This window comes from Caldanaerobius polysaccharolyticus DSM 13641, assembly GCF_000427425.1.
Taxonomy (GTDB): domain Bacteria; phylum Bacillota; class Thermoanaerobacteria; order Thermoanaerobacterales; family Caldanaerobiaceae; genus Caldanaerobius; species Caldanaerobius polysaccharolyticus.
Window position 1 is genome coordinate 396,529 of record NZ_KE386495.1, and the last position, 21,108, is coordinate 417,636.

A 21,108-nucleotide genomic window follows, 5' to 3' on the forward strand; every position below is an offset into this window, starting at 1 on the left:
CAAAGGGCAAGACCAATTGCATCTTCGGCCTTAGGCGCCTTAACTCACTTTTGTTGAGCTCATAAATGGGAATAGAATCATATAATATTTCCCCATCCGTTTTATCGTAAAGCCGAATGATTGAATGATTGTCCGCCCTACCGTGCTTTTACCGCAACCGGATTCGCCTACATTATTTGCAAAAAAAGGTGCTTCTGAAGCACCTTTGCTTTCTTGAAACGTCTCTGTTTCTTTCATATTTATACATTTTGGAATTAAAACATAGAGGATTATATGTCTATTTTATGTCCCTCATAACCGCTTCTCCTTCAGTAAGAACGATTCGCTCATCAAAGCAATATATTTCTATCGAATCTCCATCTACTAAAGTAAACAATACGCTATCTTTGCTTAGTTTAACATTGATTTTTCTCCCTTTATATTTTACATTAAACGATAAAGATTTCCACTTATCAGGCAGCTTGGGGCAGAAATGAAGTCCGTCTGTATAAACCCTCATACCGCCAAAGCCGTTGACAACTGCGCTCCATGCACCAGCCATACATGCTGTATGAATACCATCACGTACATTATCATTGTAATCATCAAGGTCCATTCGAGCTGTTTTCATAAAATACTCATATGCTTTATCCCTGTATCCTATCTCATTGGCAAGTATGCTGAATATCGCTGGCGACAGCGATGAGTCGTGCGTGGTTATAGGTTCATAATAATCGTAATTCCTCTTAACCTCGTGGATCGTAAATTTTTCTCTCTGCAAAAACATCAGCAGCAAGACATCAGGCTGCTTGCATATTTGATATCTGTATATATTCAAATAATGCCAATGGAGCAATAGAGGAAGTTGATTTTTCGGTATCTGGTCAACGGTTATCCTTTCTTTATACAGAAAGCTATCATCTTGCGGTATAATATCAAGTTCTTTAGAGTACGGGAGATACATATTATCCGCTGCCCTTTTCCATGCCGCAATTTCATCGTCTTTTAGTCCTATTTTTTCTGCAAGTCTCATATACCTCTCAGGTTCTTCCTGCCTCATTTTTTCTGCAATATTAACAGCATACTCCAGATTCATTTTAGCCATGTAATTTGTATATGCATTATTGTTTACCAAAGCTGTATATTCGTCAGGACCTGTAACGCAATTCAGGCAAAATTTATTGCCCTTAAGAGGAATATATGAGCCTAGATCCGCCCACAATCGCGCTGTTTCAAAAAGCATTTCAGCCCCATATTCATAAAGAAAATCTTGATCGTTAGTGGCTTCAACGTAACGCTTAAGGGCCAATATTATATCTGCGTTTATATGATACTGAGCAGTGCCTGCAGGGAAATACGCTGAGCATTCAGGGCCATCAATCGTCCTCCATGGGTATAGAGCACCTTTATAACCGAGTTCTTTGGCTCTATTTCTCGCTGCATCCAATAAATTATATCTATACATAAGCAAAGACTTTGCTATTTCAGGTTTTGTATAAAGAAAAAAAGGCAAAATATAAACGTCCGAATCCCAAAAATAATGACCTTCGTAACCCTCTCCTGTCAGACCCTTTGCTGCAATGTTTGTTTTTCCGTTTCTGCCCACAGATTGAAGAAGATGAAACTCATTAAAGCGTATCCCCTGCTGAAGAGCCTCATCGCCTTCTATAACAACATCTGCATCTTTCCAGAACAAATCGAGAAATTCATTCTGTTCCTTTTCAATCTGTTCAAATCCACAGTTCTTAGCATTATTAACCTCATCTATTGCAAATTTAATCAGCTGACTTTCATCTAGTTCTCTTGTCGTGTAGTAGGATATAAATTTATTTAATGTATATACATTACCGCGCCTACCATTAAATTTTATGTCTACTTCTACCATATCTCCTTCCTGTTTATTTGCTACACAATACTCTTCTGCAAAGTTTAAAGCATGATCAATTGCGCATATATATGAGAAATTACTTTTTTGCGTCTTCTGTATTATCCAGCCACTTAACCCTTTGACATCTTTTTTAATTGTTCTCAACGCCTTATTTTTTAAATTTGAACCTACCCTTACATCGTCACTCTTGCCCATGTTTGAAACATTGCCATTTATCTGTGAAATAAATCTTATATTGCCATCAAAATTAACAGGTTTAACCGAAAACGATATAGCCGCTAAATGCTCTCTTTTAAATGAAATAACTCTTTTTATATCAATTTCAACGACTTTTCCTTTGGGCGATTCCCATTTTACACGCCTTTCAACAATTCCCTTTTTCATATCAAGTATCCGTTCATAACTATGAATCTTACCTTTCAATAAATCAAATTGTTCTCCATCAATAAATAATTTTATTATTTTGCTATCTGCGACATTTAACATTATCTGGCCTGTCTTTGCAAAACCATATCCCCCTTCGGGATACTCAATATCATATACTTCATAAAACCCATTGATATACGTAGCGTTAAAAGATGTGCCCTCGGGGCCTGTGTATCCCTCCTCAAAAGTACCTCTCATGCCTACATAGCCATTTGCTAACGAAAATATTGTTTCGTCGCGATAATTTGTCTCAATATCAAATTTAGTTTCTCTAATCTTCCACTCCTCAAAAGGATATATTGCATTATTCATATAAGCCACCTTCCTTAGAATTTTTCTAACTACCAACTCATTGTTTATTTAATAGCACCAGCAATTACTCCCTTTATGATATACTTTTGAGCAAAAAGATAGAAAATAATAACCGGGATAATCGTTACCACAAGACCTGCTAAAGCCAAATTCCATTCTATAGTAAACTCTCCAAAGAAGAAAAAGGTGGACAACGGAATAGTCCTTAACTCAGGACTCTGTAATACCAGCGAAGGAAGTAAGTAATCATTCCACAGTGATATAATGTTAAGGATAGCAACAGTAATAATAATTGGCTTTAGGTTGGGAAAAACTATTCTCCAAAATAGTTGTAATTTATTACAACCATCTATTGTAGCAGCCTCTTCCATTTCTACGGGCACATTTTTGATAAATCCGTGAAAAAGGAATATGGACATGCTAAGGCCAAATCCTATGTTCATAAAAATGAGGCCATAACGCGTGTTAATAAGTGAAAAGTTGCCCCCAAACAACTGCCATTTGTTTAAATACTGTACAAGAGGTATCATTACAGACTGGAAAGGTATCAATATGGTGGCAACAAATGTATAAAATATAATATTGGATATCGCAGATTTGTCGCGCACAAGAACCCATGCAGCCATAGATGATAAAATGATTATCAAGATAACACTGCATATGGTGATAATAAGGGAATTTTTAAAGGCATTAAAAAAATCCATCTTTTGAATAGCCTGTAAGTAAAAAGTAAAATCGAGCTTTGAAGGCAGGCTCAATTCATTCGTAAATATTTCTCTTCTATCCTTAAATGAGTTTACTAACATAATATAAACAGGAAATATCACTGTCAGTGTAAGTATCCATCCAAATATCTCAAGGATATTAATTCTTTTTATAAGGCTTTTCATTACATTTCAACCTCCCGCTTCTTAGTGATATATACCTGTACAAGAGTAATGATCATAATCACAAGGAAAAACACCACGGCTTTCGCCTGTGCTAAAGCATACTCATTGTGTTTATATGCTGTCTGGACAATATTCATGGTCAAAAGCTCTGTTGTACCGTATGGACCTCCATTTGTCAAAGAAAGATTGGTATCATACTGCTTAAATGAATTAGAAAGAGTTATAAATAAACTTATAGTAAAGGAAGGCACAGTAAGCGGAAGAATAATGTTAAAAAGTGTCCTAAAAGGACCTGCTCCATCTATCCGTGCAGCTTCCATAACTTCATCAGGTATGCTTTCAATGCCTGCAATGTATATTATCATAACATAACCAGCCATTTGCCATGTGGACACAATCACAATACTCCAAAATGCAGTCGTTGGATTATTGAGCCAGTTAAAAAAAATATTAGTCATATGCAGAGCCGTGCCAATTTGTTCAAATAGCTTTGAAAAAATAAACTGCCAAATAAATCCTAAAATCAATCCACCTATCAGGTTAGGCATAAAAAATATCGACCTTAAAACATTTCTTGTTCTCATCTTTCTTGTCACAAGAAGTGCCAGTGAAAAGCCAATGACATTTACAAGCACAACCATAATCACCGCATATTTTATCGTCAGGGTAAAGGCCCTAATAAAATTCGCATCCTTAAAAGCATTTGCGTAATTTTCAAACGCGACAAAACGAGCACCTGCAAGTGTAAATCCGCCCCAATTTGTAAATGAATATATAATACCTAGTATAAAAGGAATTATCACAACATTTATAAAAATAAACAATGATGGAATAAGGAATAACCAAAATGCCAATTTACTATTCATTTTCTTCATAGGATCACTCCCTAGCATTGATATATATTGCACATGGGAACATACCTTAAAAAACCGAGGTATGTTCCCTTTTACTTAAAAATTATTGGGCATCGTTTACCCAAACCTTGGTAAGCTCATCTAAAAACTGATTGCTATTAATAATTCCAGCATAGTATTTCTGTATCTCCTTAGATCCGTCGACATCAATGCCATTGGGAAAATAATTGTTATAAACCCATGGAACGGTCTTCCCACTGTTGACATAAGATACCACATCAGCAGCCAGCGGGAATGAAGGTGCTTTCACACCCTTGTATGCTGGGATAAATTTCAAAGTATTCGCTGAATAATCTTGACCTTTGTCACTTGTTATAAGCCAATCCAAAAATTCGATAGCTGCTTTCTGTTGATCCTTTGTGGCATATTTATTTATGCGCCATGCAGTTGCTGTGCCAACAGCAAGTTTCGAATTGCCGTTTGTGGGATACGGGATCATGCCATAGTCGAAATTAGGCTTATGCTGATCAAGTACAGGCTGTACCCAGTCTCCCTGAAAAATCATGGCAAATTTGCCGTTAACAAAGCCAGCAACCTGGTCGTCATAAGAATCTAAAGCCTTATTTGTATATGGTTTTAATTTATCCAACTCTTTCACCCATTGTACTACACTAGGAATATCTTTCATAGTAATCTGGCCTTTGTTAAGCTTTTCAATATCGCTTTTGTAATTTGAGTCAACGGCAAATGCATAATTAAATGGATGTATAAAAGAAAAATATGTTTCTTTGCCAAAAGCAATTGGATGTACAACGCCCTTTATCGAAGCGAGTTTTTTACAAGCATCTACCAATGCATCAATGCTCGTTATAGAAGCAGGATCAATATTTGCTTCTTTAAACATTTGCTTATTATATACAATCCCGTATCCCTCAACCGCAGAAGGTAAGCCATATAATTTTCCATCTACAGTTACGTCCTCTTTTACACCATCAGCTAAAATAGCTGCCGCCTTAGAATCTTTTATCTCAGCCATATAAGGTTGGAACTTCGCTGTATCCGGTCCTGCCATAGTAAATATGGTCGGCGCTTTAGATGGGTTCGCTGAAAACTGGGATTGCAAAACCGTACTAAAATTGTCTCCTGATGTGCCTAAAAGTTTAACTTCTACTTTATCTTGCGATTTATTATAATCGTCAATGATCTTTTGCAAGTCTGTCTGAATTTCAGCTTTGCTCTGCATTAGTGTAATTGTAACCTTTCCATTAGAAGCTGCATTGCTGTTCTTGTTCGAAGAACATCCTGCCAGCGCAGAAAAAGCCAATACCACTACAAAAATTAGAGTTAATACTTTTTTCATACAAACCTCTCCTTGTTATATAGTTTTAAATATATGCGCTTTTTAAAGCATCAATTTTTTACTTTAAACCAGCCACCCCCTTTTATCAATGTTTTAGGTTATTTTCAAAAGGATTTCCTCCAAAAGGAGTAATCCTTATGAAAACCTCATACTGTAACCGCTTACAGTCAAGCCATTAGTTACACCAAATACCATTTTTTCAGCCAGATTACAAATATAACCGCTTACAATTAACTGAAAAAATTTTCGTCCCTATTTCAATATTTTACAAGAATCCCTTACAATCAACTTATGTTCTAAAATTACCTGTTTATTTGAAATTTGTTCATTGTCTATTATCTTTATAAGCATCCTGGCTGCCACAACACCCATATCGTACATAGGCTGAGCGATAGTCGTAAGTGCCGGCCGCATTACCTCTGAAAGATCGATATTATCAAAACCTACAACCGAAATATCATCAGGGCATTTAAGGCCAAAATCAAAAATAGCATTAATGGCACCCATTGCCATTACATCGCTTATGGCAAAGATTGCATCCGGTTTAATATCTCCTTTAAGCATTTCCAATGCAGCTTTATATCCACCTTTTGCTTTAAAATTAGCTTCTTTTATAAGCTCATCATAAATTTTAAGTCCTGCATCAATCATAGCATTTTTATACCCTATAAGTCTATCAACGCTATCTACCGTCTCTTTCATGCCATTTAACGGGCCGTGAATGATACCAATTTTTTTATGGCCAGTTGATATAAGGTATTTTGTAGCATCATAAGCGGCCTTTTTATTATCTATAGCTACATAAGGGACATCAAATGTTGTTGTTCTTCCAGCAAGAACCACCTTTATGTTTCTACTACTAAATATTTCATAGTGCTCTTCTGAAAAATAATCACAGTGAAATATTATTCCGTCAACCCATCTGTTTTTTAACATCTCTATATACTGTAATTCTTTATCTCTTTTATTATCTGCATTGCATAAGGTTATATTGTAATTGTAAATATTGCAAATATCTTCTATGCCTCTTACTACTTCTGCATAAAAAGGGTTTGATATATCAGGCACAATTAGCCCTATTGTATTTGTCTTTTTCATAGCCAAGCTCCGTGCGAGCATGCTTGGTTCATACCCCAATTCCTTAGCAGCCTTTAGCACTTTTTCCCTCGCACTATCGCTTGCCAGAGGGCTATTATTAAAAACCCTTGATACCGTTGCGATCGATACACCTGCCAGTCTTGCCACATCGTCTATTGTTGCCATTTCTATCATTCCCCTATTAACTGAAACCGCTTACATTTATATTATAACAGATTATTTTTTTAATGCAATAGTTTTAAAGTAACTTCAAAATTTCATCGGCATTACTTAAATCTTTCAAAACAAGATCAGCCTCTTTGACCGTTTCAGGATTTCCGACACCTACAGCAAACATACCCGCTCTTTTTATCGCCGTAATTCCAGCACCAGAGTCTTCTATCCCTATACATTTTTCAGGAGGAACACCGATGTTTTTTGCTGCGTTAAGAAATATTTCCGGATCAGGCTTACCATTTTTTATTTCGTTTGCGTCAACTATATAATCAAATTTATCTCTTATCCCCAAATTATCAATTACAGTAAATGCATTTTTGCTTACAGAAGCAATTGCAGTTTTTATATTTCGCATTTTAAGTTCTTGGATAAACGCCTCGACCCCAACCAACAAATCATTGGGTGTAATATTTTTTATCATTTCTTTGTAGTATTCGTTCTTTTTATTCGCTAGATATTTTTTTTCTTCATCAGAATATTTCTTATCGCTTTTTTCTAATATTATTTCAAGTGATTCAATTCGGCTTACACCCTTTAACCTCTCATTAATAGCTTCATCAAAATATATACCCAATTCATCAGCAAGTTTTTTCCATGCCAAATAATGATACCTTGCAGTATCTGTAATAACACCGTCTAAGTCAAATATTACCCCATTGTATTTAGCCATTTTATACCTCCTAATGGAATAATCTATTTAATACTAATTAATTCACCATTAATTTTTACTTTCAATTCTTCATCTTTACCTTCAAGCATTTTTACCGTAACATTATCTTTTGTAATAATAATTTGCAATAAGTTACCTTTCCAGTATATTTTATATGATAGTTTTTTCCATTTTTCTGGCAGCCATGGAGTGAAACTCAACAATCCATCTTTATCAATGTACATTCCGGCAAAGCCGTATACGGCTACCTGCCATGTCCCGCCGGCAGATGCAGCATGGAGCCCCTCTTTGGTATTTCCTTGATTATCTTCAAGATCGACATTTGCACTCCTCATAAAAGAACCGTACGCGTCTTTATAGTCACCTACTTTTAAACCCATAATAGCATACATGCTCGGACCTAAAGAAGATTTGTGCATAGTCCTTTTCTTATAATACTCGTAATTGATTCTCTTAATTTCCTCATCAAATTCTTCTCCCAGTAAAACCATAAGCATTACTACATCCGCTTGTTTGACAAGTTGTGTGTCACCTAACCTTGCTAAATCAACTCCCTCAGGCCATATAGGCATATTATTTTCATCAAATTTATCAATCACGTAATCCTTTTTTTCAAAGTAACCTTCAAACTGTTCTATCAATTTTCTTTCTCTATCAAAGGGTATATATATTTTAGACATTACTTCTTTCCAATTCTCTATTTCTTTATCTGTCAAACATATTTTTGATGATATGGTTTTGTAATTTGATGGATATTTTTCTTTCAAAAAGTCAATTAATTCAAGGCCTTTGTTTATATTCCACCTGGCTAAATAATTTGTGTAAAAATTATTATCAACATGCTCATGAAATTCATCAGGGCCAATTACATTATTTATCTCATATCTATCAAACTGTTCATTGTACTCACACCTTGAAGTCCAGAATCTTGCAGTTTCAAAAATTATCTCAGCTCCATAATTTAGCATGAAATCTATGTCATCTGTCACTCTATAATATTCATAAACTGCGAAGGCTATATCAGCTGTTATATGGTGCTCAATATCTCCAGTCCAGATCCTTACCTGATTTCCTAGGTAATCAACTCCCCATTTAGGTGTCTCTTCTTTACCAGTATCTGCAGATTCCCAGGGATACTGCGCGCCTTTAAAACCGTTCAATAATGCATTTTCCCTCGCTGCATCAAGCATATTATACCTGTACATTAAAAGTGTTCTTGCTGCTTGAGGATATGTATATATGAAAAACGGCAGCATAAATATCTCTGTATCCCAAAACACATGACCTTTATAACCTTCTCCATGAAGGGCTTTAGCAGCGATGCTCACCATAGGATCATTTGCATTGACAGAACTCATTAAATGAAAAATGTTAAACCTTAATGCCTTATCAGCATCTTCATCCCCTTCTATGTTGATGTCGGCAACATCCCAGAGTCTTTCATATACCGCAGTATGCCTTAGAAGCTCCTTATCCATGCCTTCTGAGGCAAAATCATAAAGTTCTCTTGTCACAACTTCTTTTAACTTGTCCTTACTTACGTCTCTTGATGTGTAGGTTATTACGAATTTGTCTACTTCAACAGGATTATTTTCAGAAGCTTCAAATTCAAGGTACTCAACGCTCTTTTCTCCAAGGTAAGAAAATCTCCTGAATCTTACAACATTGTCTTTGTTGGCGTAGTCGTAAATCCTGACAATTGAGCCAACTCCAATACGCGTATCATCATCTCTAGTCGCAGTTTCAAGATAGCAACCACCCTCATCCAGCTTAGCATTTTCTATGAGCCTCAAGTGCTTTGTTCTTTCTTTAGGATTTTCTTTTGAATTTACCACTGTGCCATCGATAATATTTTCAACTGATAATACCCCACTATAATTTACAGGAGTTATATACAGCTTAATCCCTGCACGGTGTACATTACATCTGCTTAAAAATCTATACCCTTCAACGCTTGTGACTCTACCTACACCATCTTTTAATAGTATGCTCTTAAACAAAATTCCGCGTTTCATGTCAAGAATTCTTTTAAAATCTAAAATGTGGCATTTATCAAGATCTAGATAATTCCCTTCTGCATATATCTTAATTCCAAGCCAATTTTGCACATTTACTATTTCCCTTACCTGAGCCTCTGACTTGTCAAAAATACCTGCAATGAAGATGCCGGGACGTTCATCGTTAGATCCCTCTTCTAAAGTACCTCTTACCCCCATATATCCATTTGTAAGAGTAAAAATAGTTTCATATTTTTGATTTAAGTAATTATCATATTTATCCTGAAATATAAGCCATTTTTCATCGCTTATTAGATTACTTATATCATCTGACAACGTATATCTTGCCATTTATATGCCTCCCACCAGATAAGTGTACAGATATCAAAACGTTTTGGATTTTGCTAAAAAATAAATATGCTAAATATGTTTTTAATTATACTTTCTTAGCAGATTGTCTAATAATAAGTTTATGTGGAACAACAATATGCTCCGGTTTTTCGCCTCTTATAATAGAAAGAAGGTGTCTTGCTGCCATATATCCCAACTTAAACTTTTCCTGTCGTATCGTAGTCAAACCAGGATCTATCAATGACGCAAGTTCTATATCATCAAAACCCACAATAGAAATATCATCAGGGACTTTCATGCCCAAATCCTGTGCAGCTTTTATTGAACCAATCGCCATTAAATCAGAAGCGTGAAAAACAGCGGTTATTTCAGGATTTTCAAATATCAACTTTCTAAAAGAATTATATCCGCCTTCTTGCGTAAAATCTTCAAAGATAACATATTCTTCCTTATACTGTACATTATTTTTTTGAAGCGCTCTCTTATAACCCTCAAGCCTTTCAAAGCTTACTGCAGCATCACTATGGCCGTTTATAAAACCTATGTTTTTATGGCCCAGCTTTATAAGATAACTGGTAGCTTCAAAAGCTGCCTGTACGTTATCTGAGCTCACATATCCCACCTTATCAGTCAATATAGGAATATCTATGAGCACCGTCGGAATATTTGTCTTCTTTATTTCTTCAATATACGGATCGCTTAACTTTAATCCTTCTACAATTGCACCATCAACTTTTCTACTGTTGCAAAGTTCCTCATACGAAGTAACATCCTGCGTCGCAAAGTCAACAGTAAAAAGTATAAGATCATATCTGTCTTTGCGCAATCCTGCCTTTATCCCAGCTAAAATCTCAAGGAAAAACGGATGATACACTCCAGGCTTTATTAGTTCTGATACCACCAATCCAACCGTATGGGTCTTGTTCATTACAAGACCTCTTGCAATAGCGTTTGGTGAATAATTAAGTTCTTGTGCTATCTTTTTTATTCTCTCCCTAGTCTGCTCGTTTACATCAGGATATCCATTTAAAGCTCTTGAAACAGTAGTCACCGACACACCTGCATATTTTGCTATATCTTTTATTGTTACCGCCATAACATATCCACCTTTACCAAAACGTTTTGGTTAATTTTAAAATAGCACATACTTTTTCATCTGTCAAGGACAATATAAAAATATTTACAATTACATTGAACTAGTGTAAAATTTATATAAAAGGAGGGATTTTTATGAAAAAAAAGTTTGCTCTTCTGATGGTATTGACCACGTTGCTCACCATTTTGGTACCCGTGCAGGGATTTGCTCAGTACGACAAAGAACTGGAAAATGCCATCACAAAAGCCAAATCGCTGTTTGACATAAGCGAAAGTTACGACAGATTTTCTTCCAACCTTTCCATATACAACGGGGTAAAGACGTACACGCTCAACTGGAGCGACAGTAAAAACAAACTGGGGAGTATATTAGTGACCATAGACTCCAACGGCAACATCCTCAACTACAATCGCTACAAACCCTATGATGAGAACTCCCAGAACAGACTACCTAAAATAAGCAAAAATGATGCGGTGGATGCGGCTAAAAAGTTCATCGCCAAAGTCGCCCCTGATATCTCAAAGGATCTACTGTACACCGACAGCTACATACCTATTCCTGTTGGCATATCTGATTATCAGTTGTACTTTGTGAGGACGGTAAACGGTATCCCGTTCCCTGCAAATTACGTAAACATATCAGTAGACAAGAACACAGGGGAAGTAAAAAGCTATTACCGCAACTGGAATTTTGACCTGGTTTTCCCGGATAAAGCCGGCATAATCAGCATTGATGAAGCGCAGAAGATCTACAGAGAAAAAATATCCCTTAATCTGGTATACAAATTTAAATACGAAGGCGACACGCCAAAGATATATCTGGCGTACACCACCCTGGCAGATAACAAAGCCATTGACGCAAAATCTGGTCAAATCGTATCAGCCAGTTATTACTACGGTATCATGGATGAAATGGGCAGGAAAACAATAAATGCCATGGATAGCGGCAGCACACCCGAGCTTACCCCTGTAGAGAAAGACGCGATAAAGGAAATGTCAGAAATCATATCAGAGCAAAAAGCCGAAGAACTGGCAAGGGCAAACAAATTCGTGAAGCTGAGCAGCGACTATAAGCTCAACAGCATAAATCTTTACAAAAATTGGACCGACCAGACTCAATATATCTGGGAATTGAATTTCTCTAAGACAGTAAACGATGAGCCCTACTATGTAAACGTAGGGATAGATGCCAAGACAGGAGAAATCACCTACTTCAACAGATACACTCCTGACAATGAAAAAGCACCAGTTAAATACAACCAAGAACAGGCGTTACAGATAGCCAAGGATTTTCTTAAAGACATTCAACCGGAAAAATCCCAGCAGGTAGAGTACATAGAAACAAATCCGCCTGTGGTCAAACCTTTGTCGGAAGACCAAAAACCCAGGCAATACTATTTTAACTTTACTCGAAAGGCAAATGGAGCTTATTTTATCGGAAATGGCTTTAGCGTCACAGTAGATGCCTCTGATGGAGAAATAATCTCATATAGCTGCAGCTGGTACAATGGCCAGTTACCCTCTGTGGATAATGTAATAACTTTAGACAAGGCTTACGAGGTGCTGTTTAGCAAAATAGGTTTGCAATTGGAGTACATTACCCTGTCTCAAGATCAAAAAACCCAGGCGATACTGGTCTATGCTACCACCCCTGGCAAAGCCGTAAATATTGATGCCAACACCGGAGCACTTCTCGGATACAATGGAGATGCCATCGCAGAGACAAAGACAACCGAATACTCTGATATAAAGGGCAGCTACGCTGAAAAGGCCATAAAAGTACTGGCAGAATACGGTATAGCACTGCCCGGCGATAAATTCATGCCAGACGCCACTATAAAGCAAAAAGAATTCCTGTACCTCCTTGCCAGATCTTTAAATCCCTATATAGATTACAACTTAAATGATCAAAAATCCCTAGACAGCATGTACAACTACCTGGTAAATAGAGGCATTATAAAAGATGAAGAGATATCGCCAGAATCAGATGTTCAGAGACAGGATGCAGCCAAATACATCATAAGGGCTCTCGGATTTAACAAAGTAGCTGATATAAAGGGAATTTTCTCATTGCCTTTTAAAGACGCCGACAAGGTAAAGCCTGACCTCAGAGGGTATATGGCAATCGCTTATGGCTTAAACATAATGAGGGGCTCTAACGGCTATATATATCCCGCCGATAACCTCACCAGGTCTCAAGGGATTATGGTGATTTACAATTATCTCAACATAGATTAGAACACATAGATGTGGCTACTGGAAATGTCCAGTAGCCTTTTTTATATATCATAAGTATTTCCACATTATGATAGCGTCTTCGTTGTTATCTGAGTAATAACCTTTCCGCCTGCCAAAAGGAACAAAGCCGTATTTTTCGTAAAGGTGCCTTGCTACGTAATTGGATTGTCTCACCTCCAGGGTCATAGCCTCCAGCTTTCTCCTTTTAGCTTCCTCTATAAGACTCTCCACGATTCTTTTGCCCACTCCCATGCCCCGGTAATCCTTGTGAACCGCGATATTGGTGATGTGGGCTTCATCCACCACTAGCCACATCCCCCCGTACCCCACGACCTTCTCCCCCAGCAGCGCTACAATGTAGTAGGCGCACCTGTTTCGAGTAATCTCCATCTCAAAAGACTCCCTTGACCACGGTACGGTAAAAGCCTGTCTCTCAATTTCCATAACAGCGTCTAAGTGTTCTTCTCCCATTTTTTCGATCACAATGTCCTCGCTATTATTTAATTTTCCTTCCATTATTGTCCTCCCTGACCCTTTCAGCATAGGACTTTTTCAAATATATAGGTATGACCCTGGTACTGTCTAAGGCCGCACCTTCTTTAGCTCTTAAAGCAGCTAAATAAGCAATAGAGCTGGCTCTTGGCATTAAAGCGTTAACCGGCGCAATCACGATTCTTTTCGCCAATGCTTTTGCAAACTGCTCTCGATACAAAAATACCCCATCTCCAGAAATTACAATTCTCTCTTTGTAGTTTTTTAACTCATCTATCAATTCATCCACGGCAATTGCCCTATATTCTGTAAGTCTTCTCAAATACCCCTCTTCAAACCTGTACAGGGCATTATTTACCTGATGCTCCCTGGCATCCAGAATTGGGCATACTAAGCCATCGAAAAATGGGGTATTTTGAGCTAGCCCATCCAACGTTGGTACCCCTACAACAGGTTTTTTCAAGGATATAGCCATACCTTTGGCAGTAGCAAGCCCAATTCTCACGCCTGTAAAAGAACCTGGGCCAATAGAAATACCGATCACGTCAACGTCTTCAGGCTTTAAACAAGCCCAATCAAACAACTTAGATATCATAGGCATCAATACCTTGGAATGGGTCTTTATATTGCTAACAGAACACTCTGCCAACACTTTATCCCCTTCTGTAAGTGCTACAGAAGCCAACGCAGTGGATGTATCTATCGCCAGTACTTTCATCTGTCCATCTCCTCTATTATATACGCCAGTTTTTCCTCAGGTGCCACGATCTCTATAGTTCTCTCATCCTCTTCTAAATACCTTATGTCAATCCATATAGAGCCCTGCGGTATAATGTCTTTAATCAAATCGGCCCACTCTATAACGCATACGCCCTCTCCGTAAATGTACTCCTCAAACCCTATTTCGTACATCTCCTCAGGCATTGAAATCCTGTAGACATCAAAATGGTAAAGTGGTAGCCTCCCGTAATACTCATTTACAATGGTAAAAGTAGGGCTGGTTACATCCTCCTCTACTCCCAAACCCTTAGCGATGCCCTTTACCATAGAGGTTTTCCCCGCACCCAATTGACCTGTTAAACACACAATATCTCCTTTGCTTAAGGCATTACTCAATCTATAGCCAAAGCCATACGTATCTTCTAATCCTTTACTCAAATAAGTCAGCTTCAACGTAAACACCTCAAGAATAATTTTATATTAATCGATATGTAAATACAAGAAAAAAGCGGCATTTTGCCGCCAATCTATATAGCATCTTCCCCCGTTTCTCCTGTCCTTATCCTTATAGCCTGCTGCACGTCGTATATAAATATCTTGCCATCGCCTACGCTGCCGGTCCTAGATATCTTTGATATGATCTGGACCACATCGTCCACCTCTGTATCCTTTACAACCACCTCTAATTTCACCTTGGGAAGTAAGTTTATGACCAGCTGAGTTCCTCGGTACACTTCTGTGAAGCCCTTTTGAAGCCCGCATCCCATTACATTGGATACGGTCATACCTCTTATGCCATACTCCCTCAAGGCTTCCTTTATCTCATTTAATTTACTGGGTCGAATTATCGCTTCAATCTTTTTCAGATTTATCCCTCCCTTGCCATAGATATATTCGACGGAGGAGGGTAAAATCCTGCAGGTCAGCTGCGAAGAATAGGAGATACTCTCTTGTAAAGCAAAAGGGTAATAAGGGATGTTATACTGCCCTTAAGCAAATTAAAAGGCAGTATGCTCAGCACCACTAACGACTTTAAGTCCACTATATGTTTATTAACCTTCGTCCCCATAGCTACGACAGCTTTAACAGGAAATCCTAATGCGATCTGGTACAGCGGCAATAAAACGAAGTAATTCATCAGGCTCCCCACTACGGCCATAACCACGGTACCCAGCACCATACCCAACAATGCTCCTGAAAGGCTCTTTCTATACTTGTACACATAGCCCGCCGTCAACATAAAAGAGCTGCCGATAATGAAATCCGCCAGTTCGCCTATACCCATGGTGGCTCCTTTAAAGACCAGGTGCAACAGGTTTTTAACCAGCATAATCATCACACCTATCCATGGCCCCATGGCAAAAGTACCTATGAGGACCGGCACATTGCTTATGTCTATTTTAAGAAATTCAGGAAAAAAAGGCAGCGCCACCTCCACGTACATTAGCAAAAAGGCTATGACGGACAAAACCGAAACCCGCGTTAAAATAAGAGTTTTCTTTCTAACTGCTGTTACCTTTTCCAAGATTACACCTCCAAAAATTAAAATTTAAAGCCCTGGAATTTTCCAGGGCTTTGTTCTCGGTCACACTTTTTCCTTCTCCCATCCAGACTTTACTGTCGGCTCTGGCCTCTCACCAGATCTGCCACCTGCGTGGCTCGCGGGCTCGCAGCACCCTTCGCTGCATACCGCCGGTCGGGAATTTCACCCTGCCCTGAAGGACTATCTACAAGGCGTATTAACTTTTATACAAATACTATCACACATACATACAAATTGTCAAGCTTTGCAATTTTATTTTAGGCTATAGTTTAAAGCCCACGTGACACCGAATTTGTCAGTTATAATTGCATGATAGGCTCCCCAAAATGTTTTTTGAAGCTCAAATTTGACAGTTCCATCTTGAGATAGTCTATTATACAATCTTCTAATTTCATCCTCGCTATCCATCTCAAGCACTAAATTAATGCTGTTAGCTTGAGTTTTATCATCAAATTTATCTACAAGATAAATTACACAATTTTGGTTTATGTGATTTTCCGCATGTATAATTTTCCCTTCATAACCTTTAAACATTTCCATACCATCAGCAAGCTGAACATTCTTGGCCTCTCCGCCAAAAACATCTTTGTAATACTCAATAGCTTCTTTGCAATTTTCCACATAAATTTCTGGAATAATATTTTTCACATTAAATCTCCTTCCTTTAAATTATCATGTTAATTTAATTTTCTCCTATTATAAATTGTTAATTACATATTATCATAAAAATTTAAAAGATGAAAGGCTAGCGCAGCTACTTCTATAAGCGAAGCTTATTTCACTACCAGCGTAACGATATCTCCACTGTCTATGCTGGTCCCAGGTGCGGGATCTTGGGCTGCAACCCTGGTGCCTTCTCCTACAACTTTATAATTAATTTTTAGCTCTGAAAGCCTGGACACAGCGTCTTTATATGTCAGATTGGTTAAATCAGGCATCGTCAACAAGCCGCTGGCCGCATCAGCGCTGTCGTAGACAGGTTTAATCCCCAGGTACCTGAGGGTATTGGATATAATGTCTTTTGCCACCGGAGCCGCTATCTCCCCGCCCATATGAGCTCCCCCTTTAGGCTGATCTATGACCACCAGCACAGCGATCTTAGGATCATCAGCCGGAGCAAAGCCTGCAAAAGAGGCTACATAGTGGCCTTTTGTGTAGCCTTGTGTTGTCCCCGTCTTTCCCCCTACTTTATACCCAGGTATAAACGCGTTTTTGCCCGTACCCTCTAAAACCACATTTTCCAATACATTGCGCATGGTATCGGAGGTACGCTTTGATATAACCTGTCTCACTATTTGCGGTTTGTATTCCCTGACAGTCTTTCCTTCACTGGACACGATTTTTTTCACAATAAGGGGTTTCATTAAATTGCCGCCGTTTATTACCGCTGAAAAACCGTAAATCATCTGGATAGGGGTTACAGATATACCCTGGCCAAAGGATATAGTTGCCAGCTCCACAGGTCCGACCTTATTCTGGGGGATCATGATGCCCTGTTCTTCTCCAGGCAATTGAATCCCTGTAGATTGCCCAAAGCCAAAAGCCCTTATGTATTTATAAAGGGTATCTTCCCCCAATTTTGCACCTACCTCCATAAAAACCACATTACACGAATTCTGCAGGCCCTGCACAAAAGTCTCGGCGCCATGGGGTTTCCAGCAGTTTATCCTTCTTCCAGCCACGTTCAGGTATCCATTGCAATAAAAATTATCGCTCAAACTCACGGTAGCAGAATCCAGCGCAGCAGCCGCAGTTATAGTCTTAAAAACAGACCCCGGTTCGTATACCATAGAAACAGCGGGAGAGTTCCACAACTTTTGGGAAACCTCAAAAGGCTTATTGGGGTTGTAATCCGGCTTGCTCGCTAACGCCAGGATTTCCCCTGTTTTAGGGTCTATGACAATAACCGTAACGCTGTCAGGACGGTTCTCTGCATAAGCCTTTTCTACAGCCGATTCAGCAAAATGCTGAATGACCTCATCGATAGTCAATATCACATCATCGCCCTTTGAAGCCTGATAGTACTTCTGAGTGCCATTGTCAAGTATTCTGCCTGCAGCATCCACCTGGGCCACGATTCTCCCGGGTATACCGTATAAATACCTGTCAAACATTGCCTCAATGCCGTTTAAACCCTGATTGTCCACGCCAGTAAAGCCTATCACCTGAGAGAGAAAATTATCGTACGGATAATTTCTCCCCATGCCGCTCACAACTCTTATGCCCTGTATGCCTTCCGATTTTATCTTATTGACCACATCCTCGGAAACCTTCCTCTTCAGAAGCACTTCTATTACATCTTTCCGGGTTATCTGCTTTAATATATCTTCCTGTTTCATTCCTAAAATACCAGAAAGCCTGCGGGCAACCTCTCGAGGGTAATTTTTGCCCATCTTCTTATCGTTGATTATATTCAACTCCGCATACACGTCTCCTGTAGACACATTGACAGCCAGGGTGTTGCCGTTTCTATCCTTTATTTCTCCCCTCACGGGTACAACAGACGCATCTATGGTGTTCTGCGCCACGGCCATAGCCTTATAGCGCGGGCCTTCCACTATCTGTATCCACCCCAGGCGTACGGTAATTGCCAGCCATAAGGCCAGAGCAATCATCAGCAACCATAATAACCGCCTTTTGTTTAACGACATACCAATCACCTATACTTTTTCTTTTAACGCTAGAGAAAAGCCTATAGAGGAAACAATAAGGTAAACGTGATATGTAAAAAACCTCCACAAGCCTATAAATACGCCCAACATCGCTTTGGGAATCTCATTGGCAAAAATAACGGCAAAGCCAACCTCCATTACCCCTGCTCCACTGGGTATGAAATTATAGGAAAGCAGGTCGTAAAATATAAACTGCCTGGCTACAACCGCCAGCCAGTTAAAAGGCACCTTAAGAGCCATCAAGATCACCGGCGCTATGCTGTAAAAGAGCAGCCAGAATATAAGGGAATAGATTAACTGCCCTGCCAACAACCTGAAATTATTGTACGCCGAGAAAAGCTCTTTAAAGCGCCTGTTATACTCTATGGTCTCGCTTACAGCTATTTCACAATACCTGCTTAAATTATACCTCCTGGACAGGCGCAAATTTCCAAACCACCTTATCGCAGCAATAACAATATCAGGTTTAAGTATAATATACAGCATCACCACCAACAAAAAGGTAGATATGCCGCTGGCCAGCAGGCCAAAATACAGCATGTATCCCGATATTTGAATCTGCCTTCTAAAAAAAATCAGCAAAATCGGAGGAACCGTTCCAAAAAATACACCTGAAAAAAGCAACTTGGCAGTAAAAATCATGAGCCCTTTGTTGGGCGCAATCTTCTTTTTATTAAAAAGGTATATGGCCAGAGGCAAAGAGCCTGAACCAAAAGGGGTTATAGCCGTAATAAAAAACATAGAGAGATTAAATTTTATCAGATACCGGAACGATAGATTTTCGCCCATAGCATTTACCAAATCCGATATGCGCATGGTATCAATAAATATACTGGAAAAAATTATAATTAGAATGAGCAAGATATATTTTGCATCAAGACTCTTTATATACACCAGGCTATTTTCATTGGTAATTTTAAAAATGACATAAAGGGCAAAAAAACTTATAAGGATGGTCATCATAATGTACACATAATTTTTTCTCTTTAAATAACCCATTTATTTTACCTCACATCTCCGTATAACTCTAGCAATCTTTTACGCGATATGACAACCCTCCTGGCCGTCATCCTTCTCATTTTATCACCTGCTTTTTTCCCTTTTGCCCTGCCGTGGAATACAGTTACAGAAACCTCTCGTACAAAGACACTATACGCCTTTCCACGCGATTTAACTCCATAATCTCAAATCCGAAGCGCTCAATGCTTTTTAAACTGAAGATCGTAAGACCCATAATGACATCAGCCTTAGCGTAGGGTCCCTCTTTTATAAACCGTGCCAATCCTATCAAACTGGATCTTGCCCAATTCAGCATAGCCATGGGATTTACATCTTTTAAAACGCTCATCGCCAGTTGATTATTAAAATGCAATTCAATGTATTTATCACCGCCTCTGAGAACAGTCCCATCGGAGAGCTGGATAGCTTTACCTCGGTATACCCTCAAAGCCACTCTAAATATATTATCGTCGCTTATATACACAATGCCGAAAATTTTCTCAAATAGCCTCTCCCACCCCATCCACACTCTTAAAAAAAAGCTCTTCACAGTTAACACACCTCGTTGAGGGATTTTACGCTATAGCCATCACTTTTCAGCCTGTTTAAAATCATATCCAGGGCCTTTATCATCACCTCAGGAGCGCTGCTATAGGCGCCGGGGGTATCACCGCTGTCGTGAAATATCAGTATACAGCGCTCTTTCACCCTGGACAAAACCTTTTCTACTATGTACTCCGCGGTAGTCTTCCCCCAATCCCAGCTCATAAACGTCCATAAGACCACTTTGAAGCCAAGCTTTTTACATTCCCTGTAAAAAAAAGGATTAAAACAGCCCCATGGCGGTCTGGCATAAGAGGGAGAAACTCCTGTGATTTCTTTTATGGCATTGTAAGCTTTGATAAGCTCTGCCCTGGTAACTAATGGATTTAATATAAACCTTAAATTGTGTCGAAAAGCGTGAACGCCAATCTCGTGACCTTTTTCTACTATATGCCTGGCTACCTCAGGGTACTTTAAAACTTTCTCACCTACGAGAAAAAAGCAGGCTTTAACCTGGTATTTGTCTAGTATATCCAGCACCCTTTCCGTATACAGGGGATCGGGACCGTCGTCAAAAGTCAACACCACGTACTTGCCCTCGGCTCTCCCCTTCCAAAGGACGTTATAATGAAGCAATCTGGCAAAAAAAGTAGGTATTAATACATTCAAAACCGTCAACACCAAAAAATAGTTTATGAGATCATATAACAACCCGATTTCCCCTCATTCCATATTTCTGAGTATATTTTATACCAGCGCAATACA

Annotated in this window: 19 protein-coding genes and 1 riboswitch; of the genes, 1 reads left to right on the forward strand and 18 read right to left on the reverse strand. The window is 38.7% G+C overall.

Going from position 1 to position 21,108, the window contains the following annotated elements; all coding sequences use genetic code 11:
* Window positions 1–277: 277 nt before the first annotated feature.
* From CALPO_RS0108315 to CALPO_RS0108350, 8 genes are all read right to left on the reverse strand, one after another.
* Window positions 278–2,605 (reverse strand): glycoside hydrolase family 65 protein, encoded by a 2,328-nt coding sequence (locus CALPO_RS0108315; protein ID WP_026486892.1) that lies wholly within the window; start codon window positions 2,603–2,605, stop codon window positions 278–280.
* A gap of 44 nt (window positions 2,606–2,649) precedes the next feature.
* Window positions 2,650–3,495 carry a carbohydrate ABC transporter permease gene (locus CALPO_RS0108320; protein WP_026486893.1) on the reverse strand — a complete coding sequence of 282 codons (846 nt, stop codon included), beginning with the start codon at window positions 3,493–3,495 and terminating at the stop codon, window positions 2,650–2,652.
* Window positions 3,495–4,370 (reverse strand): carbohydrate ABC transporter permease, encoded by an 876-nt coding sequence (locus CALPO_RS0108325; protein ID WP_026486894.1) that lies wholly within the window; start codon window positions 4,368–4,370, stop codon window positions 3,495–3,497. Before CALPO_RS0108325 ends, CALPO_RS0108320 begins: the two co-directional genes overlap by 1 nt.
* A gap of 82 nt (window positions 4,371–4,452) precedes the next feature.
* Window positions 4,453–5,709 (reverse strand): ABC transporter substrate-binding protein, encoded by a 1,257-nt coding sequence (locus CALPO_RS0108330; protein ID WP_026486895.1) that lies wholly within the window; start codon window positions 5,707–5,709, stop codon window positions 4,453–4,455.
* 252 nt (window positions 5,710–5,961) lie between these two features.
* Window positions 5,962–6,972 (reverse strand): LacI family DNA-binding transcriptional regulator, encoded by a 1,011-nt coding sequence (locus CALPO_RS0108335; protein WP_026486896.1) that lies wholly within the window; start codon window positions 6,970–6,972, stop codon window positions 5,962–5,964.
* Window positions 6,973–7,045: 73 nt separating this feature from the next.
* Window positions 7,046–7,693 carry a beta-phosphoglucomutase gene (pgmB, locus tag CALPO_RS0108340; RefSeq protein ID WP_026486897.1) on the reverse strand — a complete coding sequence of 216 codons (648 nt, stop codon included), beginning with the start codon at window positions 7,691–7,693 and terminating at the stop codon, window positions 7,046–7,048.
* Between the two features lie 23 nt (window positions 7,694–7,716).
* A complete protein-coding gene (locus CALPO_RS0108345) occupies window positions 7,717–10,041 on the reverse strand; it encodes a glycoside hydrolase family 65 protein (RefSeq protein ID WP_026486898.1) in 2,325 nt (774 codons plus the stop codon).
* A gap of 85 nt (window positions 10,042–10,126) precedes the next feature.
* A complete protein-coding gene (locus CALPO_RS0108350) occupies window positions 10,127–11,137 on the reverse strand; it encodes a LacI family DNA-binding transcriptional regulator (RefSeq protein WP_026486899.1) in 1,011 nt (336 codons plus the stop codon).
* Window positions 11,138–11,271: 134 nt separating this feature from the next.
* Between CALPO_RS0108350 and CALPO_RS0108355 the strand changes: the two genes are divergently transcribed.
* A complete protein-coding gene (locus CALPO_RS0108355; RefSeq protein WP_026486900.1) occupies window positions 11,272–13,374 on the forward strand; it encodes a YcdB/YcdC domain-containing protein in 2,103 nt (700 codons plus the stop codon).
* A 48-nt stretch (window positions 13,375–13,422) separates the two neighbouring features.
* Here the strand turns inward: CALPO_RS0108355 and rimI are convergent, their stop codons facing one another.
* From rimI to CALPO_RS13655, 10 genes are all read right to left on the reverse strand, one after another.
* Window positions 13,423–13,890, reverse strand: coding sequence for a ribosomal protein S18-alanine N-acetyltransferase (rimI, locus tag CALPO_RS0108360; protein ID WP_026486901.1), 468 nt, complete (start codon window positions 13,888–13,890; stop codon window positions 13,423–13,425).
* Window positions 13,871–14,584: a tRNA (adenosine(37)-N6)-threonylcarbamoyltransferase complex dimerization subunit type 1 TsaB gene (gene tsaB / locus CALPO_RS0108365; RefSeq protein WP_026486902.1), complete on the reverse strand. Its 714-nt coding sequence runs from the start codon at window positions 14,582–14,584 to the stop codon at window positions 13,871–13,873. The genes rimI and tsaB overlap by 20 nt, the downstream gene beginning before the upstream one ends.
* Complete coding sequence (tsaE, locus tag CALPO_RS0108370) at window positions 14,581–15,039, reverse strand: tRNA (adenosine(37)-N6)-threonylcarbamoyltransferase complex ATPase subunit type 1 TsaE (RefSeq protein ID WP_026486903.1); 459 nt, start codon at window positions 15,037–15,039, stop codon at window positions 14,581–14,583. Before tsaE ends, tsaB begins: the two co-directional genes overlap by 4 nt.
* A gap of 74 nt (window positions 15,040–15,113) precedes the next feature.
* Window positions 15,114–15,452 (reverse strand): P-II family nitrogen regulator, encoded by a 339-nt coding sequence (locus CALPO_RS0108375; protein ID WP_026486904.1) that lies wholly within the window; start codon window positions 15,450–15,452, stop codon window positions 15,114–15,116.
* Window positions 15,453–15,508: 56 nt separating this feature from the next.
* Window positions 15,509–16,111, reverse strand: a complete 603-nt coding sequence (locus CALPO_RS0108380; protein WP_051585932.1) for an ECF transporter S component — start codon at window positions 16,109–16,111, stop codon at window positions 15,509–15,511.
* A 66-nt stretch (window positions 16,112–16,177) separates the two neighbouring features.
* A riboswitch (FMN riboswitch) is annotated at window positions 16,178–16,313 on the reverse strand.
* Window positions 16,314–16,381: 68 nt separating this feature from the next.
* Window positions 16,382–16,777 carry a VOC family protein gene (locus CALPO_RS0108385; protein WP_026486906.1) on the reverse strand — a complete coding sequence of 132 codons (396 nt, stop codon included), beginning with the start codon at window positions 16,775–16,777 and terminating at the stop codon, window positions 16,382–16,384.
* A 125-nt stretch (window positions 16,778–16,902) separates the two neighbouring features.
* Window positions 16,903–18,780, reverse strand: coding sequence for a penicillin-binding transpeptidase domain-containing protein (locus CALPO_RS13650; protein ID WP_051585933.1), 1,878 nt, complete (start codon window positions 18,778–18,780; stop codon window positions 16,903–16,905).
* A 9-nt stretch (window positions 18,781–18,789) separates the two neighbouring features.
* Entirely contained in the window at window positions 18,790–19,800 is a 1,011-nt protein-coding gene (locus tag CALPO_RS0108395; protein WP_026486907.1) for a lysylphosphatidylglycerol synthase transmembrane domain-containing protein, read from the reverse strand.
* Between the two features lie 124 nt (window positions 19,801–19,924).
* Complete coding sequence (locus tag CALPO_RS0108400) at window positions 19,925–20,350, reverse strand: YkoP family protein (RefSeq protein ID WP_026486908.1); 426 nt, start codon at window positions 20,348–20,350, stop codon at window positions 19,925–19,927.
* Between the two features lie 2 nt (window positions 20,351–20,352).
* Window positions 20,353–21,054 (reverse strand): polysaccharide deacetylase family protein, encoded by a 702-nt coding sequence (locus CALPO_RS13655; protein ID WP_051585934.1) that lies wholly within the window; start codon window positions 21,052–21,054, stop codon window positions 20,353–20,355.
* Window positions 21,055–21,108 lie beyond the last annotated feature (54 nt).